We start from the raw sequence: 23,486 nt of genomic DNA, 5'->3' as shown, positions 1-23,486 counted from the left end.
ACGGCGGCCCGGGGCGCGAACGCGGCGGCGGCGTACGCCGTGACCCGCCGGGGGCCCGCGACCGCTCCCGACCGGTCGGAGTTGCGGGCGTTCCTGGGCGAGGACCCCCTGGCGGTACGGCTGTTCGGATCCGGCTCGCGTCAGACGCGGTCGAACTGGAAGTAGTCGATGTTGAAGTTCTGGTACGCGGCGTCGTCCATCCGTACGACGAACTCGTGCGTGCCCCGGGTGAGACGCTGCTTGCCCGCGACGGCCTGGAGCTCGAAGGCGTCGTGCGAGGTGGTGTTCCGTACGTCCGACGGGGCCGTCGCCGGGCGCCCGTCGAAGCTGAGCGTGAACTTTCCGGCGGGGCTGTACGGGGACGAGACCCGCGCCGACACCCGGTAGTCGTCCGTCCTGGGCACGGTCACCTCGTACCTGACCCATTCCCCGGCGCGGATCCAGCACATGACGAGCGCGCCGGCCTGGTCGCAGAGGTCCACGCCCTCGTACTTCCTCGCCGCGCCGCCCTTGTTGTCGTCCTCCGTGTCGTGGTAGCCGGCGTCCTTGCCCCCGAAGGAGTAGTCCTCGGCCTGCACCCGCACCGCGCCGGCCGGGACGACGGGCCACGGCGCGTGGCGGCGGCGGGCCTCCAGCCAGTTCAGCAGCTGTTCCTGGTTGTCGGTCTGGATCATCGAGGCGCCGTGCCGGTCGGTCACCGGGGCCCAGCCGCGCGCCGGGTCGACGAGCGACGCCTCGTCGGTGTAGCCGGCGGCCAGGCCGTACCACATGGTGTTGATCCACACGCGCCCCAGCGCCGCCGCCTTCGCGGTCGCGGCGGGCTGGATCTGCGGGTCGGTGAGGCGGTCGAAGATGAGTTCGTACGACTGGGGCTTCCGGCCGGTGAACGCGCCGACGCCGGCCGCGTTCGCGTCGTCCACCACGTGGCTGTAGAGGATGCGCCGGTCCTTGTCGAGGAAGGCCTGCACCTCGGGAACGGGGGCGGAGCTCTTGAAGATGGCGTGGTCCAGCATGCCCAGGCCGGCCAGGAGATCGTATTCCTGGTCCCGGAAGGCCCAGCCCTTGTCGAGGTTGACCATCGCCCGGCCCTTGACGGCCGCCAGCGCCTCGGCGAGCGTCGGCACGCGGTCGTCGGTGAGCGCGGCCTGCGCGCCGCCGAGACCGGACCGCAGCCGGAGGGCCTTGATCTGGTCGAGTGTCAGGTCGGCCACCCGGCCGGTGCCGTCGGTGGTGCGGTTCACCGTGTCGTCGTGCATGAGGACCAACTGACCGTCCTTTGAACGCTGTACGTCGATCTCCACCACCTCGGCGCCCTTGTCGACCGCCAGGTCGACGGCCCGGAGCGAGTTCTCCGGCGCGCCCCGCCAGTAGCCGCGATGGGCGACCACCATGACCGGGGCGCCGGGCCTGTGGTCGAGGTACGAGGCGTGGATCCGGTCGATGGCCGGTGCCGCCCGGTGGGACGCAACGGGGGCGGCGGTGGCGGTCCGCCCGTGCTCGACGAGAAGGGGGACTGCCGCGGCCGTGACCGTCAGTACGGCGGCGGCAGCGACACCGGCCAGGGACTTCCATCGGGTACGCATGGGCAACGGCACCCACTGTGCTCGACCGGCGGGCGGGATGATCATCCCCGCCATGACGTGACCGTGAACCGTCGAGGAATTCGCGCGACGGGAGCGGAGCCCGTACCGCCTCGAAGCCCGCACCCGGTCGGGGCCCGCCCCGCTCAGCGGTCGTTCTGCGCCAGCTTCAGCAGGTGTTCCGCCAGCGCCTGCCCGCCCGCCGGGTCACGGCTGATCAGCATCAGCGTGTCGTCCCCCGCGATCGTGCCCAGGACATCGCTCAGTTCGGCCTGGTCGATGGCCGACGCGAGGAACTGCGCCGCGCCCGGCGGCGTACGGAGGACCACCAGGTTCGCCGACGCCTCGGCGGAGATGAGGAGTTCGCCGGAGAGGCGCCGCATCCGCTCCTCCTTGGCGGACTCGCCCAGCGGGGCGTGGGGCGTGCGGTAGCCGCCCTCGCTCGGCACGGCGTAGATCAGCTCACCACCGGTGTTTCGGATCTTCACCGCGCCCAGTTCGTCCAGATCGCGCGAGAGCGTCGCCTGGGTGACGTTCAGCCCGTCGTCCGCGAGCAGTTTCGCCAGCTGGCTCTGCGAGCGCACCGGCTGCCGGTTCAGGATGTCGACGATCCGGCGGTGCCGGGCCGTCCGTGTCTGCGGCACGGACTGCCCGCCCTGCTCAGGTTCCTGGGCCTCGGTCATCGTTGTCTCATTTCCCCGGATCGTCCGTCCCCGTAGCCGTGTCGAGGACACCGGGCAGGAGCTGGAGGAACCTGTCCACCTCGTCGTCGCCGATGATCAGTGCGGGCATCAGTCGTACGACGTCGGGGGCGGGCGCGTTCACCAGGAGACCGGCGTCCTGGGCCGCACGCTGCACCTGCGGTGCGAGCGGCCCGGTGAGCACGATACCCAGGAGCAGGCCCGCGCCGCGGACATGGGAGACCAGCGGGTGGCCGAGCCCCTCGATCCCGTCGCGCAGCCGCTCGCCGAGCCGCTTCACCTGGTCGAGGAGGCCGTCGGCGGCCAGCGTGTCGAGGACGGCGAGCCCGGCGGCGCAGGCGACGGGGTTGCCGCCGAACGTCGTGCCGTGGTGGCCGGGCCGCAGCAGGTCGGCGGCCTCGCCGAACGCGAGGACCGCGCCGAGCGGCAGTCCGCCGCCGAGGCCCTTGGCGAGGGTGACGACGTCGGGCTCGACGCCCTGGTGGGCGAGGTGCTCGAACCAGTGGCCCGTCCGGCCGATCCCCGTCTGCACCTCGTCCAGGACGAGCAGCGTGCCGGTGGCTCGGGTGATCTCCCTGGCCGCCTCCAGGTAGCCCTTGGGCGGGACGACGACGCCGATCTCGCCCTGGATCGGCTCGATGATCACGAACGCGGTCTCCTCGGTGACCGCGGCCCGCAGCGCCTCCACGTCGCCGAAGGGGACGTGCGTGACGTCGCCGGGCAGCGGGAGGAACGGCGTCCGCTTCGGCTCCTGTCCGGTGAGGGCGAGCGAGCCCATCGTCCGGCCGTGGAAGGCGCCGGTGGTGGCGACCATGTGCGTACGGCCCGTCAGCCGGCCGATCTTGAAGGCGGCTTCGTTGGCCTCGGCTCCGGAGTTGCAGAAGAACACCCGGCCGGGGCGGCCGGCGAGCTGGACGAGGCGTTCGGCGAGTGCGAGGGGCGGCTCGGCGAGATAGAGGTTGGAGACGTGGCCCAGCGACGCGATCTGGCGGGAGACGGCCTCGACGACGGCCGGGTGCGCGTGGCCGAGCGCGTTGACGGCGATCCCGCCGACGAAGTCGGTGTACGGCGTGCCGTCGGCGTCCCAGACGGTGGTGCCCTCGCCCCGGACCAACGACAGCTGCGGCGTCCCGTAGTTGTCCGCCATGACGCCCTGCCAGCGCCCTACGAGTTCCTCGTTGCCGGTCACCGTACTCACCGTGCTCCCCCTTCGGCCGCTGCTTCGTGTGTGACTTCGTGTGTGGCTTCGTATGTGACGGGGTCCTGCGGGGCGTCCGGCACGACCATCGTGCCGATGCCTTCGTCCGTGAAGATCTCCAGCAGGATCGAGTGCTGGACGCGCCCGTCGAGGACGCGGGCGGTGGTGACTCCGTTGCGTACGGCGTGCAGGCAGCCCTCCATCTTGGGCACCATGCCGCTGGACAGCTCGGGCAGCAGCTTCTCCAGCTGGCTCGCGGTGAGCCTGCTGATGACGTCGTCGCTGTTCGGCCAGTCCTCGTACAGTCCCTCGACGTCGGTGAGGACCATCAGGGTCTCGGCGCCGAGGGCGGCGGCGAGGGCCGCGGCGGCGGTGTCGGCGTTGACGTTGTAGACGTGGCCGTCGTCGGCGCTGCGGGCGATGGAGGAGATGACCGGGATCCGGCCGTCCCCGAGCAGCGCCTCGATGGCGCCGGTGTCGATGGCGGTGATCTCGCCGACCCGGCCGATGTCGATCAACTCGCCGTCGATCAGGGGGCGGTGCTGGACGGCGGTGATGGTGTGGGCGTCCTCGCCGGTCATGCCGACGGCGAGCGGGCCGTGCTGGTTGAGCAGGCCGACGAGCTCGCGCTGGACCTGTCCGGCGAGGACCATCCGTACGACGTCCATCGCTTCGGGGGTGGTGACCCGCAGGCCGGCCTTGAACTCGCTGACCAGGCCGTGCCGGTCGAGCTGGGCGCTGATCTGGGGTCCGCCGCCGTGCACGACGACCGGCTTGAGGCCGGCCTGGCGCAGGAAGACGACGTCCTGCGCGAAGGCGGCCTTGAGGTCCTCGTCGATCATGGCGTTGCCGCCGAACTTGATGACGACGGTCCTGCCGTGGTGGCGGGTGAGCCAGGGCAGCGCCTCGATGAGGATCTGCGCCTTGGGGAGGGCGGTGTGCTTGCGGGCGGTGGGGACGGCGGGCGGATCGGTCCGGTCGGGGAGGTCGGTCACGTCGGTCGGGTCAATCAGGTCGGCCAGGGCGCTCGGGTCGGTCAGGTCGCTCGGGTCGGTCATGAGCTGTACGCGCTGTTCTCGTGGACGTACTCGGCGGTGAGGTCGTTGGCCCAGATGACGGCGGAGTCCGCGCCGGCCGCGAGGTCGGCGGTGATGCGCACCTCGCGGAAGCGCATGTCGACCTGGTCGCGGTCCTCGCCGACGGAGCCGTTCTTGCAGACCCAGACGTCGTTGATGGCGACGTTCAGCCGGTCGGGGTCGAAGACCGCGCCCGTCGTGCCGATGGCGGACAGCACCCGGCCCCAGTTGGGGTCCTCGCCGTGGATCGCGCACTTGAGGAGGTTGTTGCGGGCGATGGAGCGGCCCACCTCGACGGCGTCGTCCTCGCTCGCGGCGTTGACGACCTCGATCCTGATGTCCTTGGACGCGCCCTCCGCGTCACCGATGAGCTGCCGGGCGAGGTCGGCGCAGACCGTACGGACCGCCTCGGCGAACTCGTCGTACGCGGGTGTCACGCCGGAGGCTCCGGAGGCCAGCAGGAGGACGGTGTCGTTGGTGGACATGCAGCCGTCGGAGTCGACCCGGTCGAAGGTGGTACGGGTCGCGGCGCGCAGCGCGGTGTCCAGGGCGGGGGCCTCGACGTCGGCGTCGGTGGTGAGGACGACGAGCATGGTGGCGAGGCCGGGGGCGAGCATGCCCGCGCCCTTGGCCATGCCGCCGACGGTCCAGCCGTCGCCGCCCGCGACGGCGGTCTTGTGCACGGTGTCGGTGGTCTTGATGGCGACGGCGGCCTTCTCGCCGCCGTGCGGGGAGAGCGCGGCGGCGGCCTTCTCGACGCCGGGCAGGAGCTTGTCCATCGGCAGGAGCAGGCCGATGAGCCCGGTGGAGGCGACGGCGATCTCCCCGGCACTGTGCTCGGCGGCGCCCGCCGCGCTCAGCACCTCGGCGGCCTTCTCGGCGGTGGCGTGGGTGTCCTGGAAGCCCTGGGGTCCCGTACAGGCGTTGGCGCCGCCGGAGTTGAGGACGACGGCGGAGATCTCCCCGCCCTTGACGACCTGTTCGGACCAGAGGACGGGCGCGGCCTTGACGCGGTTGGAGGTGAAGACACCGGCGGCGGCGCGGCGGGGGCCGTGGTTGACCACGAGGGCCAGGTCCGGGTTGCCGTTCTCCTTGATTCCGGCGACGATGCCCGCCGCCGTGAATCCCTGCGCTGCGGTGACGCTCAAGGTGCCACTCCGATCGTGGAGAGTCCGGTGTCCTCGGGGAGGCCGAGGGCGATGTTCATGCTCTGGAGGGCGCCGCCGGCCGTGCCCTTGGTGAGGTTGTCGATGGCGCTGATCGCGATGATGCGGTGCGCGTGTTCGTCGTACGTGACCTGGATCTGTACGGCGTTGGAACCGTGGACGGACGCGGTGGCGGGCCAGCGTCCTTCGGGGAGCAGGTGGACGAACGGCTCGTCCGCGAAGGCCTTCTCGTACGCGTCCCGTACGTCCCCGGCGGTCGTGCCGGGCCTGGCCCTGGCGGAGCAGGTGGCGAGGATGCCGCGGGGCATGGGGGCGAGGGTGGGGGTGAAGGAGACGGTGACGGGTTCGCCGGCGGCGGCGCTGAGGTTCTGGACGATCTCGGGGGTGTGCCGGTGGCCGCCGCCGACGCCGTACGGCGACATGGACCCCATGACCTCGGAGCCGAGCAGGTGCGGCTTGGCGGCCTTGCCGGCGCCGGAGGTGCCGGACGCGGCGACGATCACGGCCTCGGGCTCGGCGAGCCCGGCCCCGTACGCGGGGAAGAGCGCGAGGGAGACGGCCGTGGGGTAGCAGCCGGGCACCGCGACACGCTTGGACCCCTCCAGCGCGGCGCGGGCGCCCGGCAGTTCGGGGAGCCCGTAGGGCCAGGTGCCCGCGTGGGGGGAGCCGTAGAACCTCTCCCAGTCGGCGGCGTCCTGGAGCCGGAAGTCGGCGCCCACGTCGATGACGAGGACGTCGTCCCCGAGCTGCTCGGCGACGGCGGCGGACTGCCCGTGGGGCAGCGCCAGAAAGACGACGTCGTGCCCGGCGAGCACCTCGGCGGAGGTCACCTCCAGCACCCGGCCGGCCAGCGGCAGCAGGTGCGGCTGCAACGCCCCGAGCGTCTGCCCGGCGTTGGAATTCCCGGTCAGGGCGCCGATACGAACCCCGGGATGCCCGAGGAGCAGCCGCAGCAACTCCCCACCCGCGTACCCACTCGCCCCGGCCACCGCTACGCGTACCGTCTGTGCCACCATCGAAGAGCCCTCCTCGGCAATGGCATGACTATACGTTCCACCGCAGCTTTATGCAATGAGGTGCTTGCGGTGAGCCCGGTGCGGGGGTCCCCGTGGCCGGCGAAGGGCGGGCGAAGCAGGGGCATCGCAACGGGCTTGCGGGGGCGGGTGCGCGTCGGGCGTGGAGTACGGTACGTGCCCCGCGGCCGGGGGCGGTCAGCACGATGCGAAAAGCCGGGGCGGGGACGGTGCCGGGGGCGTCAGAATGGCGCGATGGATCATCAGTTCGTCGGCATCCCGGAGTTGACCGGCGTTCCTCGTGTCGCGGTCGTCATCGACGTCATGCGCGCCTTCACCGTGGCCGCCTGGGCCTTCGCGCGTGGCGTCGAGAGGATCGTCCTGGCCTCGACGGAGAGCGAGGCACTCGCCCTGAAGGAGAGCAACTCCGGCTGGCTGGCCCTGAAGGACGGGGCGCCGGCGGCGGGCTTCGACGCGGTGAACTCTCCCGGACTGCTCCGGTCACGCGATTTCGGCGGCCGGACGCTGGTGCAGAAGACGACGGCGGGGACCGTCGGCGCGCTGGCCGTCGCCGACGCGCCGCTGGTCCTGTGCGCGAGCTTCGTGGTGGCCGGCGCGACCGCCCGCTTCCTGCGCGGTGAGGAGTCCGGGCCTGTGACGTTCGTGGTCACCGGCGAGGGGGGCCGGGCGGACGAGGACCTGGCCTGCGCCGAGTACATCGGCCGGCGGATGGGAGGAGGCGAGGTCGACCCGGCTCCGTACCTCCGCCGCGCGAGGATGTCCCGAGCCGCCGCGGACCTCGCCGGCGGGCTGCGGAGCGGCTACCACCCGGACGACGTCGGCCTCTGCTCGGAGATCGACCGGTTCCCCTTCGCGATGGTGGCCCGCCGGGAGGAGTCGCTGATGGTGCTCCGCCCCGTCGGGGTACCCGCCGGCCCGGCCCCCGCACCTTGAGCCGCTGGTGATCAGCGCGTGGTCGTACGAAAGGAGGTGGTCGGTCCGCGGCACGGAGCCGTTCCACGGCGCGGCCCTCGTCGACGGGCGTACGGACGACCGAGGCGGCGCACGCCGAGCCGGCGCCGCCCGCCCTCTTTCCGTTCACGAGCCACTGGACCCTGCGCTTCTCGACCACCACCGGCCGCCGGACGAGCCTGGTCGGACCGTCCCTGTCCGCGAACACGGACGGCACGTACGGGGTGGGCGGCGGCTTCGTCAGCAGGGCCGTACCCGATCGGAACGGGCACAGGATGTCGGGTCCGGCGGGGGCCTGCCTCCTAGCGTGGTGGGTGTCACGAGGAAGGGGGGCCGGGCATGCTGGAGCGGCTGAACCGGGCCATGGAGCAGATCGAGGGCGACCTCGGCGGGGCTGTCGACGGGGCAGCGCTCGCGCGCACCGCGGCCACGTCCGAGTACCACCTGCGCCGGATGTTCTCCGCGCTCGCGGGCATGCCGCTGTCGGAGTACGTACGGCGCCGGCGGCTCACGGTCGCGGGCGCCGAGGTGCTCGGCGGGCGTGGCTCGCTGCTGGAGATCGCGGTGCGGTACGGCTACGGCTCCGGCGAGGCGTTCGCGCGGGCGTTCCGTGCCGTGCACGGTGTCGGACCCGGCGAGGCCCGCCGTACCGGCGCCGCGCTCGTCTCCCAGCCCCGGCTGACCTTCCGCCTCACCGTCGAAGGAAGCAGCAGCATGCGCTATCGCGTCGTGGACAGGCCGGACTTCACCGTCGTCGGCCTCAAGGCCCGGGTCCCCCTGGTCCACGTGGGACCGAACCAGGCCATCATCGATTTTGTCCGCGGGATCGACCCAGGGGTGCGGGAGAGCCTGGAGAAACTGTCGGACCAGGAACCGCAGGGCACCGTCGCGGTCTGCGACGACCTGGACCCGAGCCGTGCCGAGGGCACCGAACTCGACTACTACCACGGAGTGATCACCTCCGCGGCGGCCCCCGAGGGCACCACCGCTCTCGCCGTCCCGGCCGGCACCTGGGCGGTCTTCACCGCTTCGGGGCCGGTGCCGGAGGCGATCCAGCACCTGTGGCGGGACGTGTACGCGGAGTGGTTCCCCTCGAATCCGTACCGCACCCGCCCCGGGCCGGAGATCCTGCGCACCCGGCTCTCCCCGGACGGGACGGAGGCGGACGCCGAACTGTGGCTCCCGGTGGAGCGGGACGTGTAGGGGTAGGGGTAGCTGTAGGGGTAGGGCTGATCGTCTGCCCGTGATCGCCGCTTCCCGGCAGTTGTCCACATGCGCCGGGCGGAGTTGTCCACAGGCCGGGAAGCCGGGCCGGCAATCCTCGTAGACTCGGCGAATGAGCACTCCCGGCACCGGTTCCGACATCGGCCCCCTCCTTGAGGTGGGCGGCCCTGAGATCAGCGACGCGGGGACGAGCGACGCCCTGCGGGTGCTGCACCGCGTCTTCGGCTACGACTCCTTCCGAGGGAGCCAGCAGGAGATCATCGACCACGTGGTCGACGGCGGTGACGCGCTCGTGCTGATGCCGACCGGCGGCGGCAAGTCGCTCTGCTACCAGATCCCCGCGCTGGTCCGCAAAGGGGTCGGGGTCGTGGTGTCGCCGCTCATCGCGCTCATGCAGGACCAGGTCGACGCGCTGCGGGCGCTCGGGGTGCGGGCCGGGTTCCTGAACTCGACGCAGGACATGGACGAACGGCGCCTGGTGGAGGCGGAGTTCCTGGCCGGGGAGCTGGACCTCCTCTATCTGGCGCCGGAGCGCCTGCGCGTGGAGGCGACCGTACGGCTGCTGGAGCGCGGCACGATCTCGCTGTTCGCGATCGACGAGGCGCACTGCGTGGCCCAGTGGGGCCACGACTTCCGCCCCGACTACCTCGCCCTGTCCGCGCTGCACGAGCGGTGGCCGGACGTGCCGCGCATCGCGCTCACCGCGACGGCCACCGAGGCCACCCACGGGGAGATCGCGTCCCGGCTCAAGCTCCAGGACGCGCGGCACTTCGTCGCGAGCTTCGACCGGCCCAACATCCAGTACCGCATCGCGCCGAAGAACGACCCGAAGAAGCAGCTGTTGCAGCTGCTGCGCGCCGAGCACCCCGGGGACGCGGGGATCGTCTACTGCCTGTCGCGCGCGTCGGTCGAGAAGACCGCCGAGTTCCTGGTGAAGAACGGCGTCAACGCCCTGCCGTACCACGCGGGTCTGGACTCCCGGACGCGCGCCGCGAACCAGTCGCGCTTCCTGCGGGAGGACGGGCTGGTGATGGTGGCGACGATCGCGTTCGGCATGGGCATCGACAAGCCGGACGTACGGTTCGTGGCCCACCTCGACCTGCCGAAGTCGGTCGAGGGGTACTACCAGGAGACCGGCCGCGCCGGGCGTGACGGGCTGCCCTCCACGGCCTGGCTGGCGTACGGGCTCCAGGACGTCGTCCAGCAGCGGAAGATGATCGAGACCTCGGAGGGCGACGACGCGCACCGGCGGCGGCTGGGCGAGCACGTGGACGCGATGCTCGCGCTGTGCGAGACGGTCGAGTGCCGCCGGGTCCGCCTGCTGGCGTACTTCGGCCAGAAGAGCACCGCGTGCGGGAACTGCGACACGTGCCTGACCCCGGCGGAGTCCTGGGACGGCACGGTGCCCGCGCAGAAGTTCCTCTCGACGGTGGTACGGCTCAAGCGCGAGCGCAACCAGAAGTTCGGCGCCGGGCAGATCACGGACATCCTGCTGGGCAAGAAGACCGCGAAGGTCATCCAGTTCGACCACGACGCGCTGAGCGTCTTCGGCATCGGCACCGAGCTGCGCGAGGCGGAATGGCGCGGCGTGGCCCGGCAGATGCTGGCGCAGGGCCTCGTCGCGGTCGAGGGCGAGTACGGGACGCTGACGCTCACGGACGAGAGCGCGGAGGTGCTGGGCGGGCGGCGGCCCGTCGTCCTGCGGCGGGAGCCCGAGAGCGCGCTTCGCCCGGCGCGGGCGGAGAAGACGGCCAGGAACCGCGCGGCTCCGGTGGATCTGCCGGCCGAGGCGGTGCCGGTGTTCGAGTCGCTGCGCGCCTGGCGCGCCGCCTCGGCGAAGGAGCAGGGCGTGCCCGCGTATGTGATCTTCCACGACGCGACACTGCGGGAGATCGCGGTGCTGTCCCCGTCGACGCTGGCGGAGCTGGGCACGGTGAACGGGGTGGGGGAGAACAAGCTGGCGAAGTACGGGGAGCAGATCCTGGAGACGCTGGGCGCGGCCTGAGCGGAGGGGGGATCCGTACCTCGGGGCGGGCCCGTGACCGGGCCCGTGACGTTACGGGCCCGGTCACGGGCCCGGGTCCAGGCGTAGGTTCCAGCGGCCGGGGGCGCCGGTGAGGGTGACGGTGGAGAGCGGGCGGACGTCCAGGTACCAGTACGTACGGGGCGGGGCGTTCAGCGCGTAGACGACCGCCGCCCGGACGACCGCCGGTTCGGCCACCGCCACGATCGCCATGATGTCCTGCGCTGGCCGGGTGTCCAGCCAGCCGCCCACCCGGGAGATGAAGGCCAGCAGCGGTTCGCCGCCGTGCGGTGCGGCCCGGGGGTCGGCCAGCCAGGCGTCGACGGCGGCCGGTTCGCGCGCCGCCGCCTCGGCGAAGGTGAGCCCGCGCCAGCGGCCCATGTCGCAGTCCCGCAGGGCGGGCTGCGCCATCGGGGCGTAGCCCAGCGCGTCGCCGGTGGCACGGCTGCGCGGGGTGGGTGAGCAGTAGCGGAGATCGGCGGCGGCCAGCGGCACCAGGCTGTGCGCCACGAGCTGGATCTCGTGCCAGCCGATCCGGTCCAGAGGGCGGTCCTCGTCGAAGCGCTCGTCGAACAGGTCCGAGCTGCGCGCGGCGGCGACCAAGGTGACCCGAACACTCATGGCCGTGATCGTGGATCCGAACGGCGACCTGGTCAAGAGTCAGTGGAAGGCGGGTGGAGAAACGCTTCGGGATATGGGCGCGACATATGCGGTCCGGTCCCCTCCGGGCAGCGGCCCGCCTACCTCGCGGCGCGCTCGCGGCGCCCTCCCGCCGGCCGCGCGCCGCACTCGTTGCCGTCAGGCCCGGACAGCCCCGAGTGCCTCGTCACAGGCGGTGCGGAGCCTCCGTACCCCTTCATGGATCTCCGCAGGACCCGCCACGGCGGCGAAGCTCAGCCGCAGCCGCGCGGCCGGTGCCTCAGCGCTGAAGTACGGGCGGCCCGGCGTGACGGCCACCCCGGCGCGCAGGGCGGCGGAGACGACGGCCGGTTCGTCGGTGCCGTCGGGGAGCCGGACCCAGAGGTGGTGCCCGCCGGCGGGCAGGTGCGGTACGGCCAGCTCGGGCAGCTCCCGGCGCAGGGCGGCGGCCATGGTGTCCCTGCGGGACCTCAGCGCCCCGGCGAGGGCGCGCAGATGGCGGCTCCAGGCGGCGGATCCGACGAGTTCCAGGGCGGCTTCCTGGAGGGGGCGCGGTACGAAGAAGGTGTCGACGACGTGGATGGCGCGCAGCCGTTCCAGGACGGGGCCCCGGGCCGCCAGCATGCCGACCCGCAGGCTCGCCGAGGCCGCCTTGGTGAGGGAACTGACATGCACGACCACGCCGTCCGGGTCGTCGGCGGCGAGCGGCGCGGGCAGCGGGCCCGCGTCCTCGTGGACCAGCCGCCGGGCGAAGTCGTCCTCCACGACGAACGCGCCGGCCTCCCGGGCGATCCGGAGCACCTGGGGTCGGCGCTCCGGCGAGAGCACGGCCCCGGTGGGGTTCTGGAAGAGCGGCTGGCAGATGAACACCCGTGCCCCGGTGGCCCGGAAGGCCTCGGCGAGCAGCTCGGGCCGTACGCCGTCGGAGTCCACCGGCACGGGCACGGGCCGCAGTCCGGCGGCGCGCGCGATGGCGAGCATGCCGGGATAGGTGGGCGATTCCACGAGGACGGGGGCGCCCGGGGGCGCGAGAGCCCGTACCGCCGTCGTGAGGGCGCTCTGGCCGCCCGCGGTGACCAGTACCTCGGCGGCCGTGCAGCGGTCCCCGACCGAGCGGGCGAACCACTCGCGCAGTTCCGGGAGGCCCTCGACGGGGGGCCGTCCCCAGGCGCCGGGGCGGCGGCCCGCCCGTGCCAGGGCGGCGCCCATGGCCTGTTCGGGCTGGAGGGAGGGGTGCAGATAGCCGCCGTTGAACTCCACGACCCCCGGCGCGGGCGCGGCGAGGGTGACCAGGACGGCGGAGGCGTCGACCGCCCGGGGGACGAGTTCGGCCTGCGCGTCCGCGCTCAGCGTGACCTCCTGCCAGGAGGTGTCACCGGCGGGCGGGGCCGTCGGCCGTGCGGCGGCCCGGAAGGCACCGGCGCCGGGCCGGGTGACGACCAGCCCTTCCGCCGCGAGGCGGGCGAGGGCGCGCGAGACGGTCACCGGGGAGACGTGGTGACGCTCGACCAGGGTGCGACTTGACGGCAGCTTTCCACCGGGCGGGTAGCGGTTCAGTTCGTCGCGCAGGACATCGGCCAATTCCCACACACTGCTACGCTCTTGCATGACGGCACAGGATAGCGCTACTACGGCCACCTCGATAGCAGTGGGCAACGCCCCGCCGACCACCGCCACCACCCCCTCCGCCCGTTCCGCCCGCTCCGGCACCCTCCTCGCCGTACTGGGCGTCCTCGCCTTCTCCCTCACCTTCCCCTCCACGGCGTGGGGCCTGGAGAGCTTCGGCCCCTGGTCCCTGGTCGCCGTCCGCGGCACCCTCGCCGCGCTCCTGGCGGGCGGTTTCCTGCTCGCCCTGCGCGTCCCGGTGCCCGCGCGACGGCACTGGGCCGGTCTCGCGGTGGTCGCGGGTGGGGTGGTGGTCGGCTTCCCGCTGCTGACGACCCTGGCCCTGGAGACCTCCACCAGCGCGCACGCGGCCGTGGTGGTCGGGCTGCTGCCCCTGACCACGGCGGCCTTCGCGACCCTGCGGACAGGACGCCGCCCGTCCCGCGCGTTCTGGTGGGCCGCCGTCGCGGGCGCGGCCGTGGTCCTCACCTTCGCGGTCCAGCAGAGCGGCGGCACCCTGTCCTCCGGCGACCTGTACCTCTTCGGCGCGCTGCTGGTCTGCGCGGCCGGCTACACCGAAGGCGGGCGGCTGGCCCGGGAGATGCCCGGCTGGCACGTGATCGGCTGGGCGCTGATCGGATGCCTGCCGCTCTCGGTGGCGGGCGCGGCGACGGCCCTGTCCTTTGAGCCGGTGCACCTCTCGCCCCACGGCGTGATCGGGGTCGTCTGGGTGGCCTCGGTGTCGACCTTCTTCGGCCTTTACGTCTGGTACCGGGGCATGGCGTCGATCGGCATAGCCCGCGCCAGCCAACTCCAGCTCGCCCAACCCCTGCTCACCCTGGTCTGGGCCGTACTCCTCCTGGGCGAACACCTCCCCCCGGCAGCGGTCGTGGCAGCACTCGCGGTCCTCGTCTGCATCGCCGTCACCCAACGCGCGGGCGCCCGCGCCTGAACGCCCCCGGCCCGCCAGGACGTGTCGGGCCCGACATCCACGGCGGGCCGGCTTCCGCCCGCCTGTCAGTTCATCAGCAATTGGGACTTGAGCTTGTTGATGTCCTTGGCGTCCAGACCGAGCGCCTTCTTCTCGTACGAGGCGAATGATCCGTACGCGTCCTTCACCTCCTGGAAACCGGCGTCCAGGTATTCCGGACGCACGTCCAGGAGCGGCTTGTACACGGCGGCCTGGGCGGGCGCCATCGCGGCCAGGGCCGCGGCGTTGGACGCCGCGCGGTACGTGTTGGAGGCGAGGTAGTCCGTGTACACGGTCTCACGGGGCACGCCCAGCGCGGTGAGCAGCGCGGCGCTCGCCCACCCGGTGCGATCCTTGCCGGCCGAACAGTGGTAAAGCACCCCGTCGGCGTCCGCGCCGATCCCGCCGAACACCTGGGAGTAGGCGTCCTTGGCGGTGGCGGAACTGACCATCGACTTCTCGCCGTCGGTCATCAACTGTTCGGCGCTCGCGACGGTCGTGGGCAGGCCAGTGCCGGCGGAGTCGCCGGTGACGTTGGCGACCACATAGCGCACCCCCCGGGGCAGGCGGTCCGGTCCGGCGGTCCGCTCCGAGGTCATGCGCAGGTCGTAGTCGACGGAGATGCCGAGGCGCTTGAGCTTGGCCAGATCGGCTGCGGTGAGGTTGTTCAGGGCGCCCGAACGGTAGACGACGCCCATCTTCACCCACCGGCCGTCGGCGGTGCGGTAGCCGCCGACGTCTCGGAAGTTGTCCATCCCGTCAAGCTTCACCAGCCGGTCGGCCAGATGGAGCTTGTCACCCTTGTCGGGCACCAGGTCGAACCACTGCCGGTCGGCGGTGGCGGGAAGGCCCCTGACCATCACCGAACCGGTCGAACCCCCCGTGGCGACGACCCTGCCGTTGGCGTGGACGGCGACGCGCTTCACACCCGGCGCCTTCCAGGTGATCTTGTACGAGCCGTCATCCTGCGCCGTGACCACGGCGGCGGTGAACGGAATGCGGTGCGAGGTCCCGCGCGCGGGGGCCGAGTGCGTCGAGTGGAACGTCGGAGCCGCGCCGGCGGTCTGAGCGGTCACGCTCGTGAGAACGGCGACCGCGGCCAGAGCGAAGTAAGCGGATTTGACATGTTTCGAGCGAATGGTCATGCCGGAATCGTCGCGCTCGAACAAGATCTGGAGGTAGCCATTCCGTTAATTCGGCGGAGGTCCTGCCTTCACCGCCGGCCACTGCTGAAGGGGTCAGGACCTTCGGTGGGGACGAGGGATGTCTGCTCGATGAGCGGCAGGATGACCGGACGCAGCAGTACGCCGGCAGAGGTGGGTTCGCCGGTGCCGGCTTTGGCCACGATTCCCGCAGCGCCTGCAAGCAGGTCGGCAAGCTGAATGGACGGGTGGTCATGGGAACTCCCGCGCACCATCCGTTGGATCCGAAGGCGCCGGTGCATGGACGAAGGCGTAGCACCGGCCCCGGTGCGCAGGACATCTCTGGCCACTTCCAGCCGGGTGTCCGTGAGCTCTCGGTGCTCGTCAGCCAGCACACTGATCGTTCCCAAACGCTCACTCCAGGCTCTTGCCAGAGTCGCAACGGCGGTATCCAGAAGCTCCAGGTGCGGCGGCTGTTGCGGCGCCGCATCGAGGTGGAGCGCCTCCGCGTGGGCACGTGTACGGCGCAGCCATTGCAAAGTCTCGGTGACGTTGCGCCGGGTCGATGCGGTCCAGGCCGCCTCCACCTGGTCGTAGAAGCTCTGGATGACCGCCTGCCGGTCGCCGGGATCCCTGCGGCGGGCGAAGGCAACGAATGCCTGCCCCAGCTTGTCGAAGCGGTCGCCCTTCAGCGCGCGCCGACCGTCGCAGGCAAGTGCCAGAGCCGCCTTTCTGGCCTGCCTGTTCACATGCAGGTCGATGCCGCTTCGGTAGGCTTCTTCTTCGACCAGCAGGTCGATGACCTTACTCATGACGGCGTAACGCTTGTCGACGACGTACACCGAACAACGCCCGTGCAGTGCGCCGCCGTTCTCCCAGAGGCGGCTGAGCTTTCCCAGCCGGTCCCCCCGCTGGAAGTGCTTGAACTTCAGGTCTTTGACTGCGGGCTTGACGCCGGTCTTTTTGCGCAGGTCGCTCACAATGGCTTCGGCTTCCGCGTCGTCGACAGCCACTCCGGCCACCATCATGTGGAGGCCCTCGCTCAGAAGATCCTCTCCGTCGTAGCCGGACTCGTCGCAGGCGATCCAGCGGCCGCCCCCTTCACTGTCGACTGTCGGGGTGGTGTGTGAAAGCCGCTCGTATCCCGGTCCGGTCAAAGGCATGACCGCATTATCCCGGGTGCGTCACCGAACGCGTCGGGAGACAGGGGGATGCTCGCGGCAGAGCGTGGGGCCCCGGGCCGAATCCCCCCGAAGAGTCGGCATTCGGCTGCCAGGACGCGCATCGAACCCGGCAACTAACCGACCACCTCGGTACGTCCTTGAGGCATGACGCCTGCCGCATCCGAACCGATATCTCTCACCCCGCCGTCGTGGGAACCCTGCGGTCGCCACGCCTCGTCGGCCGATCCCGTCGGCTGCCGCGGCATCCTGGTCGGCAGCCACACCGCCTGCCTGGCCCACCTGAACGAGGCCGTTCGCGACGCTTACTTCGCGACGCTGTCACCCGGTGCCGACATCGATCACCGTGGCACCCCCTTCTCTTCTCCCCTGCTGCGGCGGTTGCTCGCAGCCCTACAGGATCCCGCCACCGGCAAACCCAGAACCGGGCAGGCCTACTTCAACGAGGCGGCCTTCTCCGACGAGGCCTGGTTCAGTGAGGTGACCTTCTCCGGCCACGCTCGCTTCGCCGGGGCGTCCTTCTCAGGCTCGGCCCACTTCGGTGAAGCATCGTTCTCCAGTTCCGCCAGGTTCGACGACGCGACCTTCTCCAACGAGGCCTGGTTCAGTGAGGTGACCTTCTCCGGCCACGCTCGCTTCGCCGGGGCGTCCTTCTCAGGCTCGGCCCACTTCGGTGAAGCATCGTTCTCCAGTTCCGCCAGGTTCGACGACGCGACCTTCTCCGGTGACGCCTGGTTCGAAAAGGCGTCCTTCGCCGGTAACGCCTGGTTCGGCAGAGCGACCTTCGCCGGGCACGCTCGCTTCGGTGGGGCGTCCTTCTCAAGCTCGGCCCGGTTCGGCGGGGCATCCTTCCTCAACGACGCGCGGTTCAGCGGGACTTCCTTCACCGGCAGCGCCCGGTTCGGCGGGGCGCGCTTCGAAACGGCGTCGCGACTGGGTCCGCTGGTGTGCGGGAAGACCGTAGTACTGGACGCAGCACTGTTCCAGCAACCGGTGACCGTGGAGATCGCCGCCCGTCAGGTGAGTTGTGCCCGTACCCGGTGGGCGTCGACCGCTACTCTGCATTTGCGCTACGCCGAGCTGGACCTGAGAGACGCGGTACTGGAGTATCCGGTGCTGGTCTCCGCCCGCCCCGTCGAGTTCTCTTCGGCCTCTTCGGAGTGCCGACTGCCGGAAACCGAGCTGTCCGGTCTCGACCCCGGCGTGCGGCTGGAGTCGGTGAGCGGTGTCGACGCCGCGCACTTGGCGCTGCACGACATCGACCTGAGCAGGTGCCGGTTCGCCGGCGCCGTCCATCTCGACCAGCTGAGGGTCGACGGGTGGTGCACCTTCGCCGCGACCCCCACCGGAAGGGAGTGGCGCTTCCCCTGGAGGTGGAGCCGGCGCAACACATTGGTCGAGGAGCACCATTGGCGGGTGCGCGCCGCCCGCCACCCCGAACGGGCCACCGCGCTGGGCTGGACCGGGCCGCCGCAGAACTCCCCCGATCTGAAACCCGCGGCGGTGGCAGCGCTGTACCGGCAACTGCGCAAATCCATGGAGGACGGCAAGAACGAGCCGGATGCCGCCGACTTCTACTACGGCGAATCCGAGATGCGCCGTAAAGACCTCAGCCGCCCCTGGGGGGAACGCGTCCTGCTGACCCTCTACTGGGCCCTGTCCGGGTACGGACTGCGCGCCACCCGTGCCCTGGCCTGGCTGGGCTTCGCGATGACGGGCACGATCGCGGTCATGACGCTGTGGGGTCTGCCCGTCGACGATCCGAAGCCCACCACCACCGGACATCAGGTCACCGTCGGACAGACGTTCGTGCTCACGACCGACACCCCCGACCCGGTCAACCCCACCAACCCCCTGGCCGAACGCATCAACACCGAACGGGGCGAGAAGGCCCTGCGGGTGGTGGTCAACTCAGTGGTCTTCCGTTCCTCCGGACAAGATCTCACCACCGCCGGCACCTATACCGAGATGACCTCCCGACTGATCGAACCCGCCCTCCTCGGCCTGGCCGTCCTCGCAGTCCGCAGCCGCGTCAAGCGCTGACCATCCGCATCCACAGCACCAAAGGCCGCCGAAATCACACCAAACGTCCTCCTAGCGGCGCTTCGTCGGAGGCAGTGTGCGCCGTTGATCCTTTGGCCGGTAGCGCTCGGCGATCGCCGACATCGCGCCCAAGGGATCGCCGGCGACCTCCTTCGCCGCGAAGTAGATGTTCCCCTTCACCCCCGGGTACTTCGCACAGAGGTCGAGGTGGCGGGACAGCTCCGCCGGGTCCTGCCAGGGGGCGGGCTGTGCCGGGTCGCCGGCCTTGTAGAGCGCCTCGCCGATGTAGAGGTCGACGCCCGTGCCCCGTACGGCACCGTCCCACCAGCGCACCAGCTTCGCGTAGTCGGCGGCGGCGAAGCCGATGTTCCAGTACAGCTGGGGGGCGATGTAGTCGATCCAGCCCTCCTTCACCCACTTCCGGGTGTCCGCGTGCAGGTCGTCGTACGTCTGCACGCCCGCCCGGGTGTCGGAGCCCAGCGGGTCGGTGGCCGCGTTGCGCCACACGCCGAACGGGCTGATGCCGAACCGTACGTCCTTCTTGAGCTTCTTGATCTTCGCACCGGTCTCGCGCACCAGCCGGTCCGTGTTGTCGCGCCGCCACGCCGCCTTGTCCTTGAAGCCGGCGCCGTACCGTGCGTACGCCTCGTCGTCCTCGAACACCTGGCCCGCGACCGGATAGGGGTAGAAGTAGTCGTCCCAGTGCACGGCGTCGATGTCGTAGCGCCGCACGGCGTCCAGCATGGCGTCCTGGACGAAGGCCCTGACCTCCGGGAGACCCGGGTTGTAGTAGAGCTTCCCGCCGTACGGCAGCACCCAGTCGGGGTGCACCCGGGCGGGGTGCTTCGCGGAGAGCTTCGACGGGTCGGTGTGCATGGCGACGCGGTACGGGTTGAACCAGGCGTGCAGCTCCAGACCGCGCGCGTGCGCCTCGCGCACCGCCGTGCCCAGCGGGTCCCAGCCCGGGTCCTTGCCCTGGGTCCCCGTGAGGTACTGCGACCAGGGTTCGTACGGCGAGGGCCACAGGGCGTCGGCCGTGGGCCTGACCTGGAAGACGACGGCGTTCAACCTGCGGGTGACGGCCGTGTCCAGATGCGCGATCAGTTCGGCGCGCTGCTGGGCGGCGGTGAGCCCCGGCTTGGACGGCCAGTCGCGGTTCGTGACGGTCGCGACCCACACCCCGCGCAGGTCCCGGCGCGGGGCCCGATGCCGCCCGTCGGGACCCACGGGCCCGCCCGCGAGCGCCTCCGAGGCGCTCAGCATCGTGGTCATCAGCGCCGCCGTGGCCGCCATGAATCCCCGTCTGCCGAGGGTGCCGGGGTGGGGGGCGAGGGGTGGGGTGGCCGGTGGGGTGAGAAGTGGGGTGTCGCGGGGGAGGTTGGGTGGGATGTGGTGTGGCGTGTGCCGCATCTGGTTTCCGTCCCTTGCCGGTGGGGGGTGGGGTGCCCGCCGTGGTGGGGAGCGGGCCGCCGTACGGGCTGAGCATGCCCGCCCCGGCACGGCGTCCACACACCCGCGCGGAGTAACGTCTCGGTCCGGGGCGGGCCGCCGGGATCACCCGGGCGACCTGCCGGAACCACCGACCCGGGACCCATCCGTCACCGATCCCGCACCGACCTGCGCGGATCGCCGCGGACCAGCGAAAGGCACGATGTGACCGACACCCTGACCGATATCGCCCGCGTGGGAGTGGTGGGCTGCGGCCAGATGGGCGCAGGCATCGCCGAGGTCGCCGCCCGCAGCGGCCTGGAGGTGAGGGTCGCCGAGACCACCGGCGAGGCCCTGGAGATCGGCAGGACCCGCCTGCACGGTTCGCTCGCCAAGGCCGCGGAACGCGGCAAGATCACCCCGGCGGAGCGGGACGCGACCCTCGGCCGGCTCAGCTTCACCACCGACCTCGGGGAGTTCGCCGACCGCGACCTCGTCATCGAGGCCGTCGTGGAGAACGAAAAGGTCAAGACGGAGATCTTCCAGGTGCTCGACCAGGTCGTGACCCGGCCCGACGCGATCCTGGCCTCCAACACCTCCTCCATCCCGCTGGTCAGGCTGGCCGTCGCGACCTCGCGCCCCGACCAGGTCATCGGCATCCACTTCTTCAACCCGGCCCCGGTGCAGAAACTGGTCGAGCTGATCCCCGCCCTCACGACGTCCGACGAGACGCTCCGGCGCGCCGAGGCCGTGGTCGGGAAGGTGCTGGGCAAACACGCGATCCGCGCCCAGGACCGCTCGGGCTTCGTGGTGAACGCGCTGCTGATCCCGTACCTGCTCTCCGCCGTCCGGATGTTCGAGTCGGGGATCGCCAGCCGTGAGGACATCGACAACGGCATGGAGCTGGGCTGCGCCCACCCGATGGGCCCGCTCAAGCTCGCCGACCTGATCGGCCTGGACACGGTGGCGTCGGTCGCCGACTCGATGTACGCCGAGTACAAAGAGGCGCTGTACGCCGCTCCCCCGCTGCTCCAGCGGATGGTGGACGCGGGGCGGCTGGGCCGTAAGACGGGCGCGGGCTTCTACCCGTACTGACGGGCCCGGCGGGCTACTCGACGGACGGCGGCGGGGGGTCCGCGAGGCGAGGTCGGACTGGGCGCGTACCCGTACGCGGCGTTTCCTGAACCGTTTCCGGCCCCGGTTCCCGGGGCAGGTGGCCGGACGGGACGAGGGCGGGCTGGTAGTGCCTGGTGAAGAGGGTCGCCACCAGATCGCGGCGGCTGCGGACGCCCGTCTTGTCGAAGATCGACTTGAGATGGTCCTGCACCGTGTGCGCGGAAAGCCGGGCCCGCTCGCTGATCTCGGCCGTGGAGTGGCCGCGCAGGACGAGGGCCGTGATGTCCCGTTCGCGCGGAGTCAGTCCGTAAGCGGCGACGATGAGCGCGGCGTGTTCACCCGGTCCGGCGGGTTCTATCACGACCGCCACATCGGCGGGCTGCTGATCGGCCAAGCGCCAGGCGTGCAGGCGGACCAGGCCACGCGACCGGGTGCGTACGAGGGAGGAGAGCGAGTCGGCGGCGGCAGGGGCACGGACGGCGGCGGCGAGGGCGTACACCGCGGGAGGCAGATCCGCCGGGCGGGATCCCACGGCCCGGCCTCCCACCGTACGGTCATCCGGCGGGAGGTCCTCGAACCACGCCGCGACCGACGTCGTCAGGTGCACCGGTCGATATCCGGCATCCAGCATCACCAGGGCCGGGGAAAGGGGGGACGGCTCCTGCCGCGCCCGTTCGGTGAGATGGAACCGGCGCAACGCCTCGCCGAGGGGCCGGGAGAGGGATGCGGCGAGAGCCAGGGCGTCCGAACCCAGCGAAGGGCCGCCACCGCCGAGACCGATGATGAGTGCGCCCCAGACACCACGGGAATCGCGCAGCAGGACGCGGAGTTCGTCCTCCAGGCCGAGCGGTCTGATGATGTCCCGGTAGCGGGGGCTGTGTTCCGGCGGGCCGCCGATCTCGCGACTGAGCAGGCCGACCGGCACGGGTCTTCGCGCCAGCTCCGGAAGGGAGTTGACGTCTCCCTCCCGATACTCGATGTCGATCATCCGGGGCATCAGCTGTCCAGGTACGGCGTCCCGGTAGTCACCCCCGGTGTTCATCAGGGTCCATGGATCGACGGTGATGCCCGCCCATACCTCGGACCGCAGCATCGGGGACATCGCACCCATCACCCCTGCGAACATCGCCTCCACCGTGCGGGCGGCTCTCGCCGCCCGCACCGCGTCGTCCCGGACTCCGCCGAGTCGGCCCCGTCCTTCCCCGTTGTAAGGCATGGCCTCAGATTAAGCACGACATGGCCGTTGATACGACAACTTCACCGGACACAGGAGCTTGTTGCGGCTTTCACCCGGAGCCGGGCAGGCCCGGCTCCTCCCCTCGTGGAAGCCGGGCCGTTGCTGAGCGCGGCGACTGTCAGGTGATCTGCCAGTGCTGGTTGACCTGGCTGCTCCCGAGGCAGTTCCAGAGCTGGGTCTTGCCCTGGTTCGCGTTGATGGTCTCCATCGCTCCTTCGAGGCAGCGTCCGTTGGTCTCCACCGTCACCTGGTAAGTGGCGGGGCGGTTGGTGATCGGCTTCATCCGCCAGTGCTGGTTGGTCTGGCTGGCGACGCAGTCCCACACCTGTGTACGGGTGCCGTTCCCGCCGATCGAACCCCAGTCGGCGTCCAGGCACAGTCCGCTGGCGGCATTGCGCAGCTCGTAGTAGCCGCCGGCCTCGGTGTAGACCCAGGCGACGTCCCACTTCTGGGCGGTGTTCGTGTCCGCGCAGTCCACCAGCCGGGTGATCGCTCCCGGGAACGCCCCCATCGCTTGCAGGCAGCGGCCGTTGTACGCGTTCTTCACGGTGACGTCGGCCGCCGCCGACATGGCGGCCCCGACCGGCGTCGGCGCCGCCTGCGCCGGTACGGCGCCCAGGACCCATCCCGCGGTGACCACGGCCGACGCCAGGATGGCGCCGAGAGGTTTCTTCATGATTCTCCCCCTTGTGCGTTGTCGCGCGACGACGCGCGAGCGATACGAACGGTGCGATGCCGGCATGGCCGAGAGACAGCCCCTCGCACCGACCCGTCCATCGTGACCGGCGGTACCCAGCGATCCCATCCCAGAAAGGTGGGGACACGGAAAGGAGACGCATGGTGGTTCGGCCACATGGAGAGGGGACGCGGCCCGCGCCGCACCCACGAACGCTGGGAAGCGGACTCGGCTCTCGCCGGGTACTACCGCTTCAAATCCATCGGCAGCGGCAAGTGTCTCAACGTCGCCGGCGGTGTCGGCGTCGGATACGCCCTGATCCAGTACGACTGCACCCCCCAAGGCGCGGCCAACGACGTCTGGCTGCCGGTCTGGGAGCCCCACACCATCTGATCCGAGGGCCGACGCCCCCGCCTTGCCCGCTCCCTTGCCGGCGGGTGGCCGGGGGCGCGCTCGCGTCATCCCCCCGCCCGTCCACGGAACCGGTGGCCCCGCC

At 71.3% G+C, this 23,486-nt stretch carries 20 protein-coding genes and 1 pseudogene; 8 read left to right on the top strand and 13 right to left on the bottom strand.

Features of this window, described 5'->3' with window-relative positions; translation table 11 throughout:
* Nucleotides 1–140: 140 nt before the first annotated feature.
* The 6 genes from GT042_RS03860 to argC all read right to left on the bottom strand — a co-directional run bounded on the left by GT042_RS03860 (nucleotide 141) and on the right by argC (nucleotide 6,737).
* Complete coding sequence (locus GT042_RS03860; RefSeq protein ID WP_161307279.1) at nucleotides 141–1,583, bottom strand: glycerophosphodiester phosphodiesterase family protein; 1,443 nt, start codon at nucleotides 1,581–1,583, stop codon at nucleotides 141–143.
* Between the two features lie 143 nt (nucleotides 1,584–1,726).
* Nucleotides 1,727–2,263 (bottom strand): arginine repressor, encoded by a 537-nt coding sequence (locus GT042_RS03855; RefSeq protein WP_161307278.1) that lies wholly within the window; start codon nucleotides 2,261–2,263, stop codon nucleotides 1,727–1,729.
* Nucleotides 2,264–2,270: 7 nt separating this feature from the next.
* The gene (locus GT042_RS03850; protein WP_202532314.1) at nucleotides 2,271–3,428 is read right to left on the bottom strand and encodes an acetylornithine transaminase; all 1,158 of its coding nucleotides are present in this window, start codon (nucleotides 3,426–3,428) and stop codon (nucleotides 2,271–2,273) included.
* A gap of 47 nt (nucleotides 3,429–3,475) precedes the next feature.
* Nucleotides 3,476–4,537 carry an acetylglutamate kinase gene (argB, locus tag GT042_RS03845; protein WP_237530442.1) on the bottom strand — a complete coding sequence of 354 codons (1,062 nt, stop codon included), beginning with the start codon at nucleotides 4,535–4,537 and terminating at the stop codon, nucleotides 3,476–3,478.
* Nucleotides 4,534–5,703: a bifunctional glutamate N-acetyltransferase/amino-acid acetyltransferase ArgJ gene (gene argJ / locus GT042_RS03840; RefSeq protein WP_161307277.1), complete on the bottom strand. Its 1,170-nt coding sequence runs from the start codon at nucleotides 5,701–5,703 to the stop codon at nucleotides 4,534–4,536. The genes argB and argJ overlap by 4 nt, the downstream gene beginning before the upstream one ends.
* A complete protein-coding gene (argC, locus tag GT042_RS03835) occupies nucleotides 5,700–6,737 on the bottom strand; it encodes an N-acetyl-gamma-glutamyl-phosphate reductase (protein WP_161307276.1) in 1,038 nt (345 codons plus the stop codon). The genes argJ and argC overlap by 4 nt, the downstream gene beginning before the upstream one ends.
* Before the next feature lie 252 nt (nucleotides 6,738–6,989).
* On the opposite strand from argC, the gene GT042_RS03830 reads away from it, so the two are divergent.
* From GT042_RS03830 to recQ, 4 genes and pseudogenes are all read left to right on the top strand, one after another.
* The gene (locus tag GT042_RS03830; RefSeq protein WP_161307275.1) at nucleotides 6,990–7,688 is read left to right on the top strand and encodes a 2-phosphosulfolactate phosphatase; all 699 of its coding nucleotides are present in this window, start codon (nucleotides 6,990–6,992) and stop codon (nucleotides 7,686–7,688) included.
* A gap of 140 nt (nucleotides 7,689–7,828) precedes the next feature.
* Nucleotides 7,829–7,879, top strand: a pseudogene (locus GT042_RS38680) (hypothetical protein); the annotation flags it as partial.
* Between the two features lie 166 nt (nucleotides 7,880–8,045).
* Nucleotides 8,046–8,909 (top strand): AraC family transcriptional regulator, encoded by an 864-nt coding sequence (locus tag GT042_RS03825; RefSeq protein WP_161307274.1) that lies wholly within the window; start codon nucleotides 8,046–8,048, stop codon nucleotides 8,907–8,909.
* Nucleotides 8,910–9,042: 133 nt separating this feature from the next.
* Nucleotides 9,043–10,935, top strand: a complete 1,893-nt coding sequence (recQ, locus tag GT042_RS03820; RefSeq protein WP_161307273.1) for a DNA helicase RecQ — start codon at nucleotides 9,043–9,045, stop codon at nucleotides 10,933–10,935.
* Nucleotides 10,936–10,998: 63 nt separating this feature from the next.
* Here the strand turns inward: recQ and GT042_RS03815 are convergent, their stop codons facing one another.
* A complete protein-coding gene (locus GT042_RS03815; protein WP_161307272.1) occupies nucleotides 10,999–11,574 on the bottom strand; it encodes a phosphoglycerate mutase family protein in 576 nt (191 codons plus the stop codon).
* Between the two features lie 177 nt (nucleotides 11,575–11,751).
* Nucleotides 11,752–13,200, bottom strand: coding sequence for a PLP-dependent aminotransferase family protein (locus GT042_RS03810; RefSeq protein ID WP_161307271.1), 1,449 nt, complete (start codon nucleotides 13,198–13,200; stop codon nucleotides 11,752–11,754).
* Between GT042_RS03810 and GT042_RS03805 the strand changes: the two genes are divergently transcribed.
* Nucleotides 13,199–14,149: a DMT family transporter gene (locus tag GT042_RS03805; protein ID WP_161307270.1), complete on the top strand. Its 951-nt coding sequence runs from the start codon at nucleotides 13,199–13,201 to the stop codon at nucleotides 14,147–14,149. The genes GT042_RS03810 and GT042_RS03805 overlap by 2 nt on opposite strands.
* Nucleotides 14,150–14,214: 65 nt before the next feature.
* On the opposite strand, the gene GT042_RS03800 is transcribed toward GT042_RS03805, so the two are convergent.
* Both GT042_RS03800 and GT042_RS03795 read right to left on the bottom strand, forming a co-directional pair.
* Complete coding sequence (locus GT042_RS03800) at nucleotides 14,215–15,243, bottom strand: tyrosine-protein phosphatase (protein ID WP_345943668.1); 1,029 nt, start codon at nucleotides 15,241–15,243, stop codon at nucleotides 14,215–14,217.
* Between the two features lie 137 nt (nucleotides 15,244–15,380).
* A complete protein-coding gene (locus GT042_RS03795; RefSeq protein WP_161307268.1) occupies nucleotides 15,381–16,472 on the bottom strand; it encodes a DUF3800 domain-containing protein in 1,092 nt (363 codons plus the stop codon).
* 165 nt (nucleotides 16,473–16,637) lie between these two features.
* On the opposite strand from GT042_RS03795, the gene GT042_RS03790 reads away from it, so the two are divergent.
* Entirely contained in the window at nucleotides 16,638–18,533 is a 1,896-nt protein-coding gene (locus tag GT042_RS03790) for a pentapeptide repeat-containing protein (protein ID WP_161307267.1), read from the top strand.
* A gap of 51 nt (nucleotides 18,534–18,584) precedes the next feature.
* Here the strand turns inward: GT042_RS03790 and GT042_RS03785 are convergent, their stop codons facing one another.
* Nucleotides 18,585–19,826, bottom strand: coding sequence for a family 10 glycosylhydrolase (locus GT042_RS03785; RefSeq protein WP_161307281.1), 1,242 nt, complete (start codon nucleotides 19,824–19,826; stop codon nucleotides 18,585–18,587).
* Between the two features lie 372 nt (nucleotides 19,827–20,198).
* Here GT042_RS03785 and GT042_RS03780 point away from each other — a divergent pair, with 372 nt between their 5' ends.
* Entirely contained in the window at nucleotides 20,199–21,056 is an 858-nt protein-coding gene (locus tag GT042_RS03780) for a 3-hydroxybutyryl-CoA dehydrogenase (protein WP_161307280.1), read from the top strand.
* 13 nt (nucleotides 21,057–21,069) lie between these two features.
* Here the strand turns inward: GT042_RS03780 and GT042_RS03775 are convergent, their stop codons facing one another.
* Nucleotides 21,070–22,293, bottom strand: coding sequence for a helix-turn-helix transcriptional regulator (locus tag GT042_RS03775; protein WP_161307266.1), 1,224 nt, complete (start codon nucleotides 22,291–22,293; stop codon nucleotides 21,070–21,072).
* 139 nt (nucleotides 22,294–22,432) lie between these two features.
* The gene (locus tag GT042_RS03770) at nucleotides 22,433–22,990 is read right to left on the bottom strand and encodes an RICIN domain-containing protein (RefSeq protein WP_161307265.1); all 558 of its coding nucleotides are present in this window, start codon (nucleotides 22,988–22,990) and stop codon (nucleotides 22,433–22,435) included.
* Between the two features lie 177 nt (nucleotides 22,991–23,167).
* Here GT042_RS03770 and GT042_RS03765 point away from each other — a divergent pair, with 177 nt between their 5' ends.
* Nucleotides 23,168–23,383: an RICIN domain-containing protein gene (locus GT042_RS03765; RefSeq protein WP_161307264.1), complete on the top strand. Its 216-nt coding sequence runs from the start codon at nucleotides 23,168–23,170 to the stop codon at nucleotides 23,381–23,383.
* Nucleotides 23,384–23,486 lie beyond the last annotated feature (103 nt).

It is taken from the genome of Streptomyces sp. SID3212 (genome assembly GCF_009865405.1).
Taxonomy (GTDB): domain Bacteria; phylum Actinomycetota; class Actinomycetes; order Streptomycetales; family Streptomycetaceae; genus Streptomyces.
This window is presented reverse-complemented; position numbering and strand designations above follow the sequence as displayed.